Annotated in this window: 12 protein-coding genes; 6 read left to right on the top strand and 6 right to left on the bottom strand. The window is 72.6% G+C overall.

From position 1 onward, the window contains the following. Positions 1-45 precede the first annotated feature (45 nt). Both LX83_RS31100 and LX83_RS31105 read right to left on the bottom strand, forming a co-directional pair. Positions 46-1,680 (bottom strand): ABC-F family ATP-binding cassette domain-containing protein, encoded by a 1,635-nt coding sequence (locus LX83_RS31100; protein ID WP_253777862.1) that lies wholly within the window; start codon positions 1,678-1,680, stop codon positions 46-48. A gap of 157 nt (positions 1,681-1,837) precedes the next feature. Then, positions 1,838-2,674, bottom strand: coding sequence for a TrmH family RNA methyltransferase (locus LX83_RS31105; protein WP_253777864.1), 837 nt, complete (start codon positions 2,672-2,674; stop codon positions 1,838-1,840). A gap of 82 nt (positions 2,675-2,756) precedes the next feature. Here LX83_RS31105 and LX83_RS31110 point away from each other — a divergent pair, with 82 nt between their 5' ends. After that, positions 2,757-3,206 (top strand): hypothetical protein, encoded by a 450-nt coding sequence (locus LX83_RS31110; RefSeq protein ID WP_253777867.1) that lies wholly within the window; start codon positions 2,757-2,759, stop codon positions 3,204-3,206. 234 nt (positions 3,207-3,440) lie between these two features. After that, on the top strand, positions 3,441-4,070 hold the full coding sequence (locus tag LX83_RS31115; RefSeq protein WP_253777869.1) for a superoxide dismutase: 630 nt from the start codon (positions 3,441-3,443) through the stop codon (positions 4,068-4,070). 298 nt (positions 4,071-4,368) lie between these two features. On the opposite strand, the gene LX83_RS31120 is transcribed toward LX83_RS31115, so the two are convergent. Next, a complete protein-coding gene (locus LX83_RS31120) occupies positions 4,369-5,175 on the bottom strand; it encodes an ABC transporter permease (protein WP_253777871.1) in 807 nt (268 codons plus the stop codon). Positions 5,176-5,186: 11 nt separating this feature from the next. Beyond that, positions 5,187-6,611, bottom strand: a complete 1,425-nt coding sequence (locus tag LX83_RS31125; protein WP_253777873.1) for an alpha/beta fold hydrolase — start codon at positions 6,609-6,611, stop codon at positions 5,187-5,189. Between the two features lie 197 nt (positions 6,612-6,808). Between LX83_RS31125 and LX83_RS31130 the strand changes: the two genes are divergently transcribed. The 4 genes from LX83_RS31130 (at position 6,809) to LX83_RS31145 (ending at position 12,455) form a co-directional block, all read left to right on the top strand. Next, positions 6,809-7,987: a sensor histidine kinase gene (locus tag LX83_RS31130; protein WP_253777875.1), complete on the top strand. Its 1,179-nt coding sequence runs from the start codon at positions 6,809-6,811 to the stop codon at positions 7,985-7,987. Further along, positions 7,984-8,655 (top strand): response regulator, encoded by a 672-nt coding sequence (locus tag LX83_RS31135; RefSeq protein ID WP_253777877.1) that lies wholly within the window; start codon positions 7,984-7,986, stop codon positions 8,653-8,655. Before LX83_RS31130 ends, LX83_RS31135 begins: the two co-directional genes overlap by 4 nt. Before the next feature lie 701 nt (positions 8,656-9,356). Continuing rightward, complete coding sequence (locus tag LX83_RS31140) at positions 9,357-10,652, top strand: hypothetical protein (RefSeq protein WP_253777879.1); 1,296 nt, start codon at positions 9,357-9,359, stop codon at positions 10,650-10,652. Between the two features lie 522 nt (positions 10,653-11,174). Next, the gene (locus LX83_RS31145; protein WP_253777881.1) at positions 11,175-12,455 is read left to right on the top strand and encodes a hypothetical protein; all 1,281 of its coding nucleotides are present in this window, start codon (positions 11,175-11,177) and stop codon (positions 12,453-12,455) included. 37 nt (positions 12,456-12,492) lie between these two features. Here LX83_RS31145 and LX83_RS31150 read toward each other — a convergent pair whose 3' ends face one another. Together LX83_RS31150 and LX83_RS31155 are read right to left on the bottom strand one after the other, a co-directional pair. Continuing rightward, complete coding sequence (locus LX83_RS31150; protein ID WP_253777883.1) at positions 12,493-13,236, bottom strand: DUF4232 domain-containing protein; 744 nt, start codon at positions 13,234-13,236, stop codon at positions 12,493-12,495. Positions 13,237-13,536: 300 nt separating this feature from the next. Further along, positions 13,537-15,822, bottom strand: a complete 2,286-nt coding sequence (locus LX83_RS31155; RefSeq protein ID WP_253777885.1) for an MMPL family transporter — start codon at positions 15,820-15,822, stop codon at positions 13,537-13,539. Between the last annotated feature and the right edge of the window lie 57 nt (positions 15,823-15,879).

The raw sequence follows: 15,879 nt of genomic DNA on the forward strand, positions 1-15,879 counted from the left end.
GTGCCGAGATCGACAGCTGACCCGCCCGCCCGGTCGGGCCGGGGTTCACAGCTCGCGCACGTCCAGCTCGTGGTCCACCCGCACGGCCTGGGCGAACCGCCGGTCGTGGGTCACCAGCAGCACGGTGCCCGGGTAGTCGGTGAGCGCCTGTTCCAGCTGCTGGATGGCGGGCAGGTCCAGGTGGTTGGTGGGCTCGTCGAGCACCAGGCAGGTGGTGCCGCGCGCCTGCAGCAGGGCCAGGCCGGCCCGGGTGCGCTCGCCGGGGGAGAGCGTGCGCGCCGGGCGGACCACGGCGTCCGCGTCCACCCGGAACTTGGCCAGCAGGGTGCGGGTGTCCTCCTCGCTCAGCCCCGCCGCCTCGGCCACCACGGCCAGCACCGGCCGGTCCGTTGCGAACGCCGCGCGCAACTGGTCCACCTCGCTGACCACCACGTTGGCGCCGACCGCGCGTTCGCCCGAGACCAGGGGAACGCGCCCGAGCAGCGCGCCGAGCAGGGTGGACTTGCCGGTGCCGTTGGGGCCGGTGATCCGCCAGCGCTCACCAGCGCCGATGGTCAGGTTGACCGGCCCGAGGGTGACGTCCCCGCGCCGGATGACGGCCTGCCTGAGGGTGAACACCACCTGGCTGCCCCGGCCGGCTGAGGGCAGCCGCAGCCGCAGCTCCCACGGCTCGCGCGGCTCCGCCACCTCGGTGAGCCGGTCCAGCGCGCGTTCCGCCGCCGACGCCTTGCCCGCCCCGTACTGGGCGGTCTGCCGGTGGTGGTGCTTGATGTGCTTGTCGGTCTCCCCCGACCTGGCCACCCGGCGCTCGCCCGTGCGCGCCCACTCCCTGGCCTGCCTGGCCCGCTCGGCCAGGGCGTCGCGGGTGGCGGCGTAGCGCTCGTAGGACTCGCGCGCGTGCCGGTCGGCCGCGTCGCGTTCCTCCAGGTAGGCGTCCCAGCCGCCGTGGAACACCCGCAGCTGGTGGCTGAACTCGTCCAGGTCGGCCACGGCGGTGACGGTCCTGGCCAGGAACTCCCGGTCGTGGCTGACCAGCACCATGCCGGCCGGGCTGGCGGTGACGTGGGCTTCCAGCAGTTCCAGCCCGGCCACGTCGAGGTCGTTGGTCGGCTCGTCCAGCAGCAGCACGTCGGCGCGCACCAGCAGCACCGCGGCCAGCCGCAGCCGGGCGGACTGGCCGCCGGACAGCTCGCGCACGTCCCGGTCGTCCAGCAGGGTGGCGGGCAGGCCCAGCCGGTCGCACACGGCGTCGGCGCGCTCGGCGAAGTCGGCGGCGCCGACCGCGGTCCAGTGGTCCAGCGCGGCGGCGTAGTCGTCCTCGACGTGCCGGCCGCCGTCGGCCAGTGCCTCGGCCGTGCGCTGCAACCGCTGCTCGGCCTCGGCCACGCCGGTGCGTCGGGCCAGGTGGTCGCGCAGGGACTCGCCGGGGTGGGCCGGGCCGGCGCCGGGCTGGGTCTCCTGGGTCAGGTGGGCGACGACGGCGGTGGCCGGGTGTCTGGTGACGCTGCCCTGCTCCGGCGGCAGCTCACCGGCCAGCACCCGCAGCAGGGTGGACTTGCCAACGCCGTTGGGGGCGATCAGGCCGACGCGATCACCGGGTGAGACGTCCAGATCCACCCCCGCGAGCACGGTCCGCGGCCCGAACGACACCGTGACACCCTTGGCCACCAGGACAGACACGCCGCTGACCGTCCCAGCACCAGCGGTCGGTCGGCAACCGGTTTTCCCGCGCCGGCCGGGCCGGCCCGCGTCCTGTCCACGTGGCGCGCCGTCGGGTCGGCACGAGAACGGACTGGTGGTCACCGCGCAGCGCGATCTCGTCACCGCTCGTGTTCGATCACACCCGACTGCGTTCGTAAAGAGCGATGGCGGCCGACACGGACACGTTCAGCGATTCGACTTCCGGCGACATGGCGATGGCGTACCTGTGCGCCGCGAGGGCGTCGAGTTCGGCTGACACGCCATGCCGTTCGCTGCCCAGGATCACCGCCACCCGCCCGGGTACTTCCTGAATCGAATGAAGTGGTTCATCGGCCTCGGCGGTCAGTGTCGCCAGGGTGAGTCGCCCGTGTGCGGCGTAGCGCGCGAACTCGCCCCGCGTGGCGAGCACCAGCGGAACGGAGAACACCAGCCCCCGACTCGCCCGGATCAGCCGCCGGTCGAGAACGGTTCGGAGTCCACTTTCCAGCAGAACGAGACCGGCCGCGCCAAGCGCCATGACGGTCCTGGTGATCGCGCCGATGTTTCCCATCAGGCGCACCCCGTCGAGAACCACGATGTCGCCGGCCCGTCGGGAGAGATCGGCCAAGGCGGTCGGTCGGGGCGCGTGCGCCAGTGCGAAGACGCGGGTGCGCTTCTCCTCGCCGAACAGGTCGCCGGCGACCGCGCGGGAGAGGGTGAACGTCGGCAGCCCCCGGCACCCCACCGCCGCGTCCGCCAGCGACTCGGGCGGAAGCCCCTCGGTCAGGTAGAGGCTGTCCAGGCGGATGCCGCTGCGCAGTGCCTGCTCGATGTTCTCCAGATCATCGATCACGACGGTCCTGGGCTTGGCGGACCGGCTGCGGAGGACGTCCTTGACACGCCGGGCGACCGGGTGGTGCGGGCTGTCGATGACATCGTGCACGACCGCCCCGGTGTCGTGCTGTTGAGCGTGCGGTTTGGTCGGGTCCAGCATGCGCCGCACGATTCGGCATAACGCGACGTGAGGGTCAAGGACGTTGGACACTCACGTGAGGTGAGGCTTTAGCCTCGCCGGCATGCAGTCGCAGCCGACCGACCAGCACGCCAATCGCGTGCAGCGCGGCGAACTCCACGTGCCCGTGGCGCTGCTGGCCCGACTGGCCGCGATTGTCGACCACGCTGTCGAGCGGCATCCCCTTGTCTTCACCGCCTACGCCGCCACCGCGGAGAATTCCGGACGCGCACAGGCGGCACAGCAACTCTGGTCCGACCTCACCAGATCCGATTCGCCGGTCGCCGACGTGTGGAACCGACTGCGCCACGGCGATGTCGAGGATTCGACAACCGCGCACCACGCGCTCATGATCCTCATCGCGCTCGGCGGGTGGGACCGGATGAAGCGATGCGATCGCCCGGACTGCCACCGCGCGTTCGCCGATGCCACCAACGCGGTCAGCAGACGACGCTGCGCCGTGCACGCCCGACCGCGCCGTGCCGCGTCCGCTGAACAGCCGTCCCGAGGCTGAGTTCGTTCCCACGTTCGTTTCCGCGTTCGTTCCCAGGTCGCCCGCCCAGGTCGCCCGCCCGGGATCGACGCCGCGCGCCGACGCGCTGGCGCGGATCACGCCGCACGACCGCCAGCCCGGGGCCGGCTGGGTGCTGGCCTGCGATCTTGCCCACCCCGCACAGCGGTCCCGGCTAATTGCCACTAAGTTGCAACTGCGAGATAGTTGCATGAGAGTGACTTAGGAGGGCAGCACATGGCCCAGTACGTCCTGCCGGACCTGGACTACGACTACTCGGCGTTGGAGCCGGCGATCATCGGCGAGATCAACGAGCTGCACCACAGCAAGCACCACGCCGCGTACGTCAAGGGGGCCAACGACACCCTGGAGCAGATCGACGAGGCCAGGGAGAAGGGCAGCTTCGGGTCGATCGTCGGCCTGGAGACCACGCTCGCGTTCAACCTGGCCGGGCACTCGCTGCACCAGATCTGGTGGAAGAACCTCAGCCCGGAAGGCGGGGACAAGCCGACCGGTGAGCTGGCCGCGGCCATCGACGAGTTCTTCGGCTCGTTCGACAAGCTGCGCGCCCAGCTCAACGCCGCGGCCACCACCATCCAGGGCTCCGGCTGGGGTGTCCTGGCCTGGGACCCGGTCGGTCAGCGCCTGCTCACCCAGCAGCTCAAGGACCACCACTCCAACCTGTCGATCGCCACCACGCCGCTGCTGGTGTTCGACATCTGGGAGCACGCCTACTACCTGCAGTACCGCAACGTGAAGGCGGACTACGTGCAGGCGCTGTGGAACGTGGTGAACTGGACCGACGTCAACCAGCGCTTCGAGGCCGCGCGCGCCGGTCAGAACGGCCTGCTGCTGCCCACCCAGTGAGCCCGACCAGCCCGAACAGGTTCAACACAGGCCGGTGAGTCGACCGGCCCCCGGTTTCGGCAGTGGATGCTCCGACAAGCGAAGCTGCCGCGACCCGAACAGGGTCAGGCGTCGAGGCCCCCGAGCAGCCGGGGCCTCGACGCTTCTTCGTTGTCCCGCTCCCGCCGTTGCCGAGCCGTTCCCGACGGCAGTTGCCGACCGCCGTTGCTGACCGCCGTTCCCGACGGCAGTTGCCGACCGCCGTTCCCGACGGCAGTTGCCGACCGCGGTTGCCGGCCGCTGTCGCCGGCGGCCGCGCTCAGGCGTCGCGCCGCCGGAGCAGCACCGCCGCGGGCACCAGCGCGGCCACCGGGTAGGCCAGCAGCACGGCCAGCGCGCCCAGCGGGGACAGCATGTCCTGGTAGACCGAGTGGCCCTCGTTGGCGATGCCCACCAGCTGACCGGGCAGGGCGCCGGGCAGCAGCGCGCTCACCCAGGCGTCGACCGGTGACGGCAGCGCCTGCGCCAGGATCGGCACCACGTACAGCAGTGCCACCACGATCACCACCGGGCCGACGCTGCCGCGCAGCACCGTGCCCAGGCCCACGCCCACCACGGCGACCACCGCCGTGGTCACCCCGGTGGCCAGCAGCAGCGGCACGTCGTCGGCCAGCGGCGCGGTGTTGAACCCCATCGGCCGGTCACCCACCACCAACCGGCTGACCACGGCCACGCCGAACCCGGTCAACTGCCCGACCACCAGCGCGATACCGGCGGTGAGCAGGGCCTTGGCCGCGAGCACCCGGCCGCGCCGGGGCACCGCGGTCAGGCTGGTGCGGATCGAGCCGGTGGTGTACTCGGCGGCGATGGTGAGGATGCCCAGCACGGCCACGCAGATCTGCACGGGCAGCGCCACCACCTGGTCCAGCGGGGACAGCACGAACCGGGCCCGCCGCTCCGGTGTCAGGCTGTCGAAGGCGCTCGCCGCGTACCAGGCCAGTGCGGCGGCCCCGACCAGGATCAGGACCAGCGCGACCAGCAGGTGGCGGGTGGACCGCACCGACCGGATCTTCAACCACTCCGCGGCCAGCACGTCCGACCAGCGGATGCTCCTGTTCTCCACCACGTCTCCCACGGTCAGGACTCGGCGGGGCAGATCGTGTCCGCTGCGGGCAGCGCGCCGGTGGTGAGATACCGGTGCACGTGGTCGCGCAGGCAGCGGTTGTCCCCGGTGAAGTAGAGGGCGTGCTGGCCGTCAACGCCCAGCCAGCGTGCCCCGGGCAGCTGGGCGGCCACGTGCTGTCCCATGCTCGGCGTGGTCGCGACGTCGTGCAGCCCGTTGGCCAGCAGCACCGGCGGCAGTGCGGCTGGCACGCGCAGGTCGTGCGGCGGGTTGCTGGGGGCGGGCAGCCCGAGGCAGCGACCCTGGACGGTGGCGGGGTGCAGCCAGCCGACGCGCGGCTCGATCTTCTTCAGCTCCGCCATGAGGGGCAGCGCCTCCTGCCGCCGCAGCGCCGGGAAGTCCGCGCAGTACGCGTGGAAGCTGAGGTCGGGCGGGGTCTGCTCGGGGATCGCGTGGAAGCCGATCGCGTCACCGGCGTCCGCCTTGGCCAACGCGGCGGTGAAGTGCGGCGCGCTCGCCTCGGACATGGCGCCGGACCGGGCGCGCAGCTCACCCGCGGTCATCACCCAGTCGGTGCCCAGGGCGGGAATCGGCGCCCGGCTGGCCTTGGCCAGCACCCGGTCCCACACGGCGAGCACGTCCTGGCCGTGCAGCGCGCACTCGGGGTGCGCCGAGCACCACTCGGTGACGCCGGGCAGCCGGTCGCGAACCACCGCCGCGGTGACGGCGTACCGGTCGTAGGGGGCGACGGTGGTGTGGTCGAGGACGCTGTCCAGGTACATCCGGTTGACCCGGTGCGGGAACAGCTCCAGGTACGCCTGCCCGTACACGGTCCCGTAGGAGTTGCCGTAGTAGGACAGGGTCCGCTGGCCGAGCGCCTGCCTGATCGCGTCCATGTCGTGGGCGACCTGCCCGGAGTCCAGCCGGCCGGCCAGGTTGCCCATGACGTCCCGGCAGGTCCGGTCGTACCGCTGGCCCTGCCGGGTCTGCTCCGCCCAGCGCCCGGCCGGGTCGGCGGCCAGGAACAGCAGGTCCGGTGGACTGGTGGGACAGGTGACCCCGGTGCTCTCCCCGAAACCACGCGGGTCGAAGGCGATGACGTCGAACCACTGGGTCAGCTCGGCGAACTTGGCCGCGGACTGGCGGAACCACCCCAGGGTCGCGGTGGGGCCACCCAGGTTGACCAGCAGCGGGCCGAGCTTGTGCGCCTGGTCCACCGCGGGTATCCGGACCAGCGCCACCTCGGTGGTGCCGGCTCGCCGATCTCGCCAGTCGGCGGGCACCGTCACCTCCGCGCAGGTCAGCCCGTCGCCACAGGACCGCCAGTCGACCGGTGCGGTGGTGCCCGCTGGTTCGGCCACCGCCACCGGGGCGGTGACCGGCAACAGCGCGGCCGCCACCGCCGCTGCCGCGCCCGTCCACCACTGTCTGCCGCGCATTCGCCGTTCCTCCCAAGCTTGGAGCGCTCTACCCGGTCAACCCTGGCGCCGCGCCGGCCTGGGCACATCGGCTCAGCGGTCAGAACCCGCCTCCGCCCGGTGGTGGAGACGCCGGCGCGGCCGCCGCCGCCTCACCCCTGGGGATGACGTCCCCCGGGCCGAGGCGGCGCGGTGACCGGCGCGGATACCGTCAGGCAGTGGAGTCCGAACTGCACCCGGTGTTCACCCGGCCGCTCAGCCGGGGCCAGTTGGTCGCGCTGGACTGGGTGGCCGGGCTGGTGGCCGCGGTGGTGCTGGCCGCGGCCATGACCGCCGCACCCGGCCCGGATGTTCCACTGTGGACGGTGTGGCTGGTGGCGGCCGGGGCCGGCCTGCCGGTCGGTCTGCGCCGCCGCTACCCGCTCGCGGTGTGCGCGGTCGTGGCGGTGCTGGCCGTGGTGTCGTTGCTGCTCCGGCCCACCTGGCAGGCGTTCGCACCGGTCGCCGTGGCCGTCTACCCGGTGGCGCTCACCGCGTCCGGCCGCCGCTGGCTGCCCACGTCACTGGTGGGCTGGGCCGCGGTGCTGGCCGGGCTGGCCGCCACCTCGGCCGGCGCCCCGCGCACCTCGCTGGACGTGGGGTTGCTGCTGGTCGGTCTCACCCTGGTGGCCGGGTCGTGGACGGTGGGCCGGGCCGTGCGGGAGCGGCGCGCGTACGCGGCCCGCTCGGCCGGGCAGCTGGCCGAGCGGGCCGTCACCGAGGAGCGGCTGCGGATCGCCCGGGAACTGCACGACGTGGTCGCGCACAGCATCGGCGTGATCGCGGTCAAGGCCGGGGTGGCCAGCCACGTCATCCACGAACGCCCGGACGAGGCGCACGACGCGTTGCGGGTGATCGCGGCGACCAGTCGCGACGCGCTCGGCGAGATGCGGCACCTGCTCGGCGCGCTGCGCTCCGACGTGGACGGTCAGGCGGCGCAGCTGCGCCCGGTGCCCGGCGTGGCCGGCCTGCCCGACCTGGTGCGCCAGGCCGCCGCACTGGGCGTGCGGGCCGAGTTGACCGTGCGCGGGGTGGACCGGCTGCCCGAGGGCACGAGCCTGGCGGTCTACCGGATCGTCCAGGAGGCCCTGACCAACGTGGGCAAGCACGCGGCCCCGGCCACCTGCGCGGTGCTGGTCGACGCGGTCGGGCACGAGGTGCGCGTCGAGGTCACCGACAACGGGGGCACCCGACGGGCGCCGCGCCCGGACGTCCAGCGCGGCGGGCACGGGCTGATCGGCATGCGCGAGCGGGTGCTCACCCACGGCGGCGTCTTTGCCGCCGGACCCCGTCCCGGGGGAGGCTTCCAGGTGTCCGCCCGCCTGCCCTACCAGCCAACCGAGGAGAGCACAGCGTGAACGCCCCGATCCGGGTACTCGTCGCCGACGACCAGGCGCTGCTGCGCGGCAGCTTCCGGGTGCTGGTGGACACCGCACCCGACCTGGTCGCCGTGGGTGAGGCCAGCACCGGCGCCGAAGCCGTGACCCTGGCCAGGCAGGAACGCCCGGACGTGGTGCTGATGGACGTGCGCATGCCGGTGCTGGACGGCATCGAGGCCACCCGCCAGCTGCGCGCCCAGGCCGAGACCAGCGACGTGCGGGTGCTCATCCTGACCATGTTCGACCTGGACGAGTACGTGTACGCGGCACTGCGCGCGGGCGCCAGCGGGTTCCTGCTCAAGGACACGCCCCCGGGCGACCTGCTGGCCGCGATCCGGGTGGTGGCCGCCGGCGAGGCGCTGCTGGCACCGACCGTGACCCGGCGGCTGATCGAGGAGTTCGCCCGCCGACCGGAGCCGCCCCGGCCGGTGAGCCGGGCCCTGGACGTGCTGACCGAGCGCGAGCGCGACGTGCTCACCCTGATCGCCCGGGGCCTGTCCAACGCGGAGATCAGCGCGCACCTGCACCTGAGCCAGGCCACGGTCAAGACGCACGTGAGCCACCTGTTCAGCAAGCTCCAGGTGCGCGACCGGGCCCAGCTGGTCATCATCGCCTACGAGACCGGGCTGATCACCGTCGCCGGCTGACGCCGCACGCGCGGCGAGGCGACCGCGCGGCGAGACGCACACGCGGTGAGGCGGCTGCGCGGTGAGGCGGCTGCGCGGTGAGGCGGCTGCGCGGTGAGGCGGCCGCGCCCGAGCGCACGGCCTCGCCGGTGACGGGTACTCGCGGAGAACCCCGTTGCCGAGGTGCCCGGTTGCCCGTTGGCAGCCGTCCGGTGGCGGGCCCGGTGACAGCTCTCCGGGGGGCGGGCCCGGTGACAGCTCTCCGGGGGGCGGGCCCGGTGACAGCTCTCCGCTCTCGGCTCTCCGCTGGCAGGTAGCCCTGGCAAGGCGGTTGACAGCTGCCAGTTGACAGCCCCCCGCCCTCCCAGGGGGGCGAGCCCCGCTCCAGCCTATCCGTCCCGGTCAGCAACAGGCAGGGGGTCGTTCGTGGCTGTGGATAACTCCCTCCCCCGCGGGCAACCATTCACAGTGACGCACATCACGGCCACACACCGGTGTGCTGAGGACACCAACTCATGAGCCACCAGCGCGGCCACCGCTCGCCCGCGCTCGATCGCGTTCGCTCGCGCTGCGTTCGGGCACGTCCGCACACGTCGCGTTCGCTCGCACACGTCGCGTTCGTCCGCACAGGTCGCGTTCGTTCGCGCACGTCGCGTTCGTCAGCGTTCGTTCGCATGGCTCTCAGCTCGCCCAGTGTCGTCACCGTGGTCTAGGGGGAATCCGTGTCCACAGCAAGAACACCCAGGCTCAGATCGGGCTCGTGGCGATCGGCGCCCGAAGCGCTGCGCCAGCTGACCCCCGGCCGGGCCTACCGCATCGGGCTGGTCCTGGTGATCGCCGCGCTGGCGCTGGCCATGCGCGTCGCGGTGCTGCCGTTCGAGTCCGGTGACTACCGGTTCTTCCTGCTGCCCTGGTACGAGCACATCGAGAGCCACGGGGGGTTCGCGGCGCTGCGGGAGAAGTTCTCCGACTACAACATGCCGTACCTGTACCTGCTGGCGACCCTGACCTACCTGCCGGTGTCCCCGCTGGTCGGGATCAAGCTGATCTCGGTGGCCTTCGACCTGGTGATCGCCTACTTCACGTTCCGGCTGGTGGCCCTGCGCCACCGGGGCACCTGGTTGCCGCACCTGGCCGCGATCGCCGTGATCCTGCTGCCCACGGTGACCGTGAACGGGGCGTTCTGGGGCCAGGCCGACTCGATCTACACCGCGTTCGGCCTCGGCGGGCTGTACTTCGCGCTGCGCCGCCGGCCGTGGTGGGCGTGCGCGTTCTTCGGGCTGGCCCTGGCGTTCAAGCTGCAGATCATCTTCCTGTTCCCGGTGCTGCTGCTCCTGGTGCTGGCCGGCCGGGTGCCGTGGCGCGCGCTGCTCGCCATCCCCGCCGTCTACCTGGCCCTGGACGTGCCCGCGCTGCTGCTCGGCGCCAATCCGGTGGAGGTGCTGCTGATCTACGCGCGGCAGACCGAGACCTACTCAGCGCTGACCCTGAACGCGCCCTCGGTGTACCAGTTCCTCCCGGCCACCGCGCCCGTGGACCTGCTGCGGACCCTCGGCGTGCTGTTCACCGGTGGCGCGGTGCTCGCCCTGCTCTTGGTGATGCTGGCCAGCCGGATGCCGGTCACCCCGGAGCGCGTGGTGCTGGCCGCGACCGCGTTCGCCGTGCTGGTGCCCTACTTCCTGCCGTCCATGCACGAGCGGTACTTCTACCTGGCCGACGTGCTCACCGTGATCACCGCGTGCTACCTGCCCAAGCTGCGGATCGTGGCGCTGCTCGTGCAGTTCGCGTCGTTCTTCTCCTACGTGCCGTACCTGTTCCAGGCGTCCGTGCCGGCCGACGCCCCGCTCGCCGAACGCGTGCCGGTGGACCTGCGCGTGCTGGCCGTGCTGATGCTGCTCGCCCTGGTCCTGCTGCTCCGGGAACTGTTCCAGCGGCCCGCTGCCCCGGCCCCGGATCACGAGCCCGACAGTTCAGCGTCCCACACGGTGATGTCCAGTTCGGTGCGCGCGCTGTCGTAGCTGACCACCTGGACGTACGCGATGTTGCTAGCTGCCCGGGTCCGGGGGGCACGGGTGCGGCGGAGATCCGGTTGACCGCGGCCGCGACGGCCGGCGGCAGCCAGTCGTCACCCATGCGCAACCGGGTTCCGGTCGACGCCTCCCGGCACAGTTCGATCACCTGCGTCGGGTTCGGGCGCTCCCGGGGGTCCTTGGCCAGACACCGGGTCACCAGTTTCCGCAACTGGTCCGGCAGGTCGGTGAGGTCCGGTTCCTGTTCGGTGATCCGGTACGGCACCGCCGGGTCCAGCCCGCGGCCGAAGCGTGCCGGGCGGGGCGGGTGACCGCACGCGCTGCGTCATCGCCAGTCCGCTGTACGTGGAGTACGCGCCGCCGCCGAGGACCACCTGAGCCCGTCCGCGCGTAACGACCACGTCTCAGCTGGACCGACCACCGGTGGAACCGGTGCTGGCCGCACATGCTGGAGCGATCAGACCAGCGCAGGGCCACATCCGCCCCACCACACCGTGAGGTCCACGACCCGTGACCGCAGCAGCCTCCGACGCCGACCCAGCCACTCCGCCGCCGTCCCGGGGCCGACCGGCGACCCGAGGACCGCGGACCCGGGAACCGGGGGCGTGGGCGTCCGGCCGGGTGCAGCGGGTCGGCCTGGTGCTGGTGATCGCGGTGCTGGCGGTCGCCGTGCGGGTGGTGGCCTTCCCCCACGAGAGCGTGGACTACCGGTTCTTCCTGCTGCCCTGGTACGAGCACCTGGACCAGCACGGCGGGTTCGCCGCACTGCGCGACGAGTTCGCCAACTACAACGTGCCCTACCTGTACCTGCTGGCCGCGCTCACCTACCTGCCGGTGCCGCCGCTGGTGGGGATCAAGCTGGTCTCGGTGGCGTTCGACCTGCTGCTGGTGTTCTTCGCGCACCGGGTCGTGGCGGTGCGCCACCCGCGGACCTGGTTGCCGGTGCTGGCCGCGGCCGTGGTGGCGCTGTTGCCGACGGTGGTGGTGAACGGGGCCATGTGGGGGCAGGTCGACTCCGCCCACACCGGCCTCGGCCTGGGTGGCGTGTACTTCCTGCTCCGCCGCCGGCCGTGGTGGGCGTGCGCGTTCTTCGGCCTGGCCCTGGCGTTCAAGCTGCAGATCGTCTTCCTGTTCCCGGTGCTGCTGCTCCTGGCCCTGACCGGCCGGCTGCCGTGGCGCGCGCTGCTGGCGGTCCCCGCGGTGTTCCTGGCGCTGGACGTGCCCGCGGTGCTGCTGGGCGCCGCGCCCGGCCGGCTGCTGGCGGTGTACGCGGATCAGGCCGGGACCTACGGCGCCCTCACCCTGGGGGCGCCCTCGGTGTACCAGTTCGTGCCGGCCGGGTACGGCACGGACACCCTGCACACCATGGCCGTGCTGCTGGCCGGCGCCCTGGTGCTGCTGCTGGTGCTGGTGGTCGCGGCCGGCCGGCTGGTGCTCACGCCGGCCCGGCTGGTGCTGGTGGCGGCGGTCTTCGCGGTGGGTGTGCCGTACTTCCTGCCGTCCATGCACGAGCGCTACTTCTACCTGGCCGACGTGCTCACCGTGCTCGCCGCGTGCTATCTGCCCCGGCTGTGGTGCGTGCCGGTGCTGGTGCAGGTCGCCTCGTTCTCGTCGTACGTGGCGTACCTGTTCGTGCCGCCGCCGGCGCTGGACACCGTGCCGCGGTGGGCCGAGCAGCGTGTTGACCCGCGCGTGCTGGCCGCGCTGGTGCTGGTGGCGCTGCTCGCCCTGGTGCGCCAACTGTTCCGCACGCCCGGGCTGCGCGCCGGTCTGGTCCGGCCGCCGCGCTGACCGGAGCCGCCCGCACGTGCGGGACGACCTCCGGCGGTCACTCGCTGCCGGGCAGCACCGGGCTGATGTAGGTGCCCACCCTGGTGGCCATGTCCTGGCGCAGCACGCTGATCCCGGTCAGCCACGGGGTGGTCAGCTGGGTGGTCTCGTCCGGCGGGGTGCTCACCACCTCGGTGGGAATCCAGTCGGTCGAGCCGGCCGAGCCGACCGAGTCCCCGCTGGGCGTGACGAAGGTGATCAGGGTGTGCGCGGTGCCGCCCGGGGCCAGGGTGACCAGCGTGGGCGTACCGCCGCTGGCCGGGTCCTGCTGCGGGTTGGCCCCCCGGCGCAGCGAGTAGACCGGCCCGTTGGGGTCGTCCGGGCCGCGCAGGTCGACGCCGCCGAACCCGTACATCGTGCAGGTCCGGTTCGAGGTGTTGGTGTAGACCAGCGGGACCGTGCCGCCGGTGACCCCGCTGTCGCGGTTCAGCGCGGCCGTGCCCAGGTGCGTGGACAGGTCACCGGTGTGGCACCGCTCCACGCCCGCCGCGGTCGCGCTGGTCCCGGCGGTACCGGTGCCGAACACCGCCCCACCCGCGGCGGTGGCCTCGCCCGCTGCCGTGCCCGAACCGGTGGACGCGGCCGTGCCCGGCTGACCGGTCTGGCCGGAGTCGGCCCCGCCCGCCCCACTGGGCGCGGCCGTCCCGCCCGTTCCCGCCGCGCAGCCGGCGGTCACGCCCAGTGTCAGCACCGCGCCGCCCAGCACCGCTGCCCGCCGCCACGAACGCCTCGTCCCCGACATGTCCGGTCCGTCCCCTCTGCCGCTGTTGACCTCGTTGCCGTGCAACCGGAAAGACGGACGCGGCGACCCCGCGTTGAGACGGGAACGCCTTTTGTGAGCTTCGACATCGTCACGCAACCCCGGCGCCGGGCCGGGTGGACGTGGCCGGACACCGGGCGCGGACCGGGCTGCGCCCCGCCCGATCGGCTACTGACCGTCGGACGGGGCACCGCGCTCCCGAACTGACTGCCGCTCCCACCACGAAGCGACGCGACTTAGGTTAGCCTAACTTTCTCTCCAGCGGAAGTCCCCGCTGCGCAGTCAGCGGATCCGGCCCAGCGGAACGGTCAGCGCCCCCGCCTGCGCCCCGGTCCCCGCCCCGGTCCCCGCCTCGGTCCCCGCCCCGGTGTCGGCCCCGGCCGTCGGCTGCGACTGGGCGCGCCGCATGGCCCGCGACGGCCACCAGCTCGCCCTGCCGAGCAGGGTCAGGATCGAGGGCAGGATCATGATCCGGATGATGAACGCGTCCAGCAGCACCGCGACCGCGAGGCTGAACCCGATCTGCTTCATCTCCTCCAGGTGCAGGAACACGAAGCTGGCGAAGACCGTGACCATCACGATCGCGGCACTGGTCACCACGCTGGCCGAGGTGCCGATGCCGTCCAGCACCGCCCGGCGCGTGGGCACACCGCGCAGCGCGGCCTCCCTGATCCGACTGACCACGAACACCTGGTAGTCCATGGACAGTCCGAAGAGGATCACGAAGAGGAACAGCGGCACCCGGGAACCGATCGACCCCACGGCGTTCGCGCCGAACAGGTCCGCGCCCCAGCCGTACTGGAAGACCAGCGCCAGCAGGCCGAGCGAGGCCGCGGCGGACAGCAGGTTGAGCACGACCCCGACCAGGCCGATGACCACCGACCGGAACGCCAGCACCGTCATGACGAAGGTCAGCAGCAGCAGGAATCCGACGACCAGCGGCAGTTTCTCGTTCTGGTGGTCGAGGTAGTCCTTGTCGCGCGGGACATCCCCGGTCACCCCGTACTCCACATCGGACAGTGCGCCGACCGTGGCCGGCAGGTAGTCCTCGCGGATGTGGGCCAGGGACAGCAGCGCCTCCGGTGAACTCGCCCGGAACGGCACGGCCAGCTCCAGCAGGCTGATCCGGCCGTCCGCCGAGGTCCGCAGCACGGGCGCGGTGTTCTTGGCGAACAGCGGGTCGGCCGTGGCGCGCTGACCCAGGTCGCGCAGGGCCGCCGTCACCCGCTCGGCGTTGGCCGACTCGGCGCGCACCACCACCTGGTGGCGGACCTGGAGTTCGGGGAACGACGCGTGGAGCCGGTCGTAGGTCTGCATCGCCGGGATGTCCCGGGAGAAGCTGTCCTTGCCGAGCACGCTCATGTTCAACCCCAGCACCGGGGCCGCCAGGCCGAGCATGACCAGCACCGACACCACCAGGGTGAGCACCGGGTGGTTGCTGGCGGGCCGCAGCAGGGCCTGCCACACCGAGCCGCTGGCCTTGGCCGCCCGCTTCGGGGTGGCCGACGCGCCGCGCTGGGCCGCCCTGGCGTCCCGGCGGGCCTGCCTGCGCTCGGCCCGGCGGCCGATCTTGACCAGCAGGGCGGGCAGCGCGGTCAGCGAGCTGGCCACGGCGATCAGCACGACGATGATGGTGCCGGTGGCCAGTGAGGCGAAGATGACGTCCGCGGCCAGGTAGAGGGTGGCCGAGGAGACGACCACGGCCAGGCCGGAGACCACGATCGCCCGGCCCGAGGTGGTCGCGGCGAGTTCCACCAGTGCCTCCGCCGACAGCCGACCGCCGGCGCGGGCCCGTTCCTCCCGGTAGCGCTTGAGGTAGAAGAGCGTGTAGTCGACGCCGACGGCCATGCCGATCAGCAGGATCACGTTGTTGCCCACCCCGGCGTCGGGCAGGACGTGCGAGGCGACCATCGCCAGCCCCATGGCCGCGGCGATCGAGGACAGCGCCAGCAGCACCGGCAGACCGGCGGTGACCACCGAGCCGAAGACCAGCAGCAGGGTGAGCAGGGTGACCGGCAGGGTGATCGCCTCGGACAGCGCGAGGTCGCTGGAGCGCTGCTGGTCAACGGCCTTGCTGATGGACGGGCTGCCGGTCTGTTCCACCAGCAGGTCCGGGTGGTTGGCCTGCACGGCGGCGGTCTGTTCGAGCAGCGGGTCCACGTGCTTGCGGCCCGCCAGCTCCGGGCCCTTCATGGTCACCTCGACCATGACCATCCGGCCGTCGGCGGAGCGGACCGGGGCGGCGACGGCCTCGACCTCGGCCAGCCCGGTCATCCGGTCGGTGACCTCGGCCGCGGCGGCTTCGGCCGCGGCCACGTCGAGCGGACCCGTCCTGGCGGAGATGACGACCTGCTCGGCGGGTTTGCGCTGGAGGCCTCCCTCGGTGGCGATCGCCTCGGCGCGGCCGGCCTCACCGACCCGGTAGTCCTCGGTGGTGGCGCTGTGCGTGCCGACCGCGATGCCGATGCCGAGGCTCAGCACCACGAACACGAACCAACCGATGATCGCGCGCCCGGGGTGCAGCGCACTCCACTTCGCCATCCGGACGATGGCCGACCGATCTCTCACTGACCCCAGCTCCTCATGCTCGTTGTGCTCTGCGCCGACACATGTAAGCTCAGACTG

Origin of the sequence: Goodfellowiella coeruleoviolacea (genome assembly GCF_024171785.1) — a bacterium.
Taxonomy (GTDB): Bacteria; Actinomycetota; Actinomycetes; order Mycobacteriales; family Pseudonocardiaceae; genus Goodfellowiella; species Goodfellowiella coeruleoviolacea.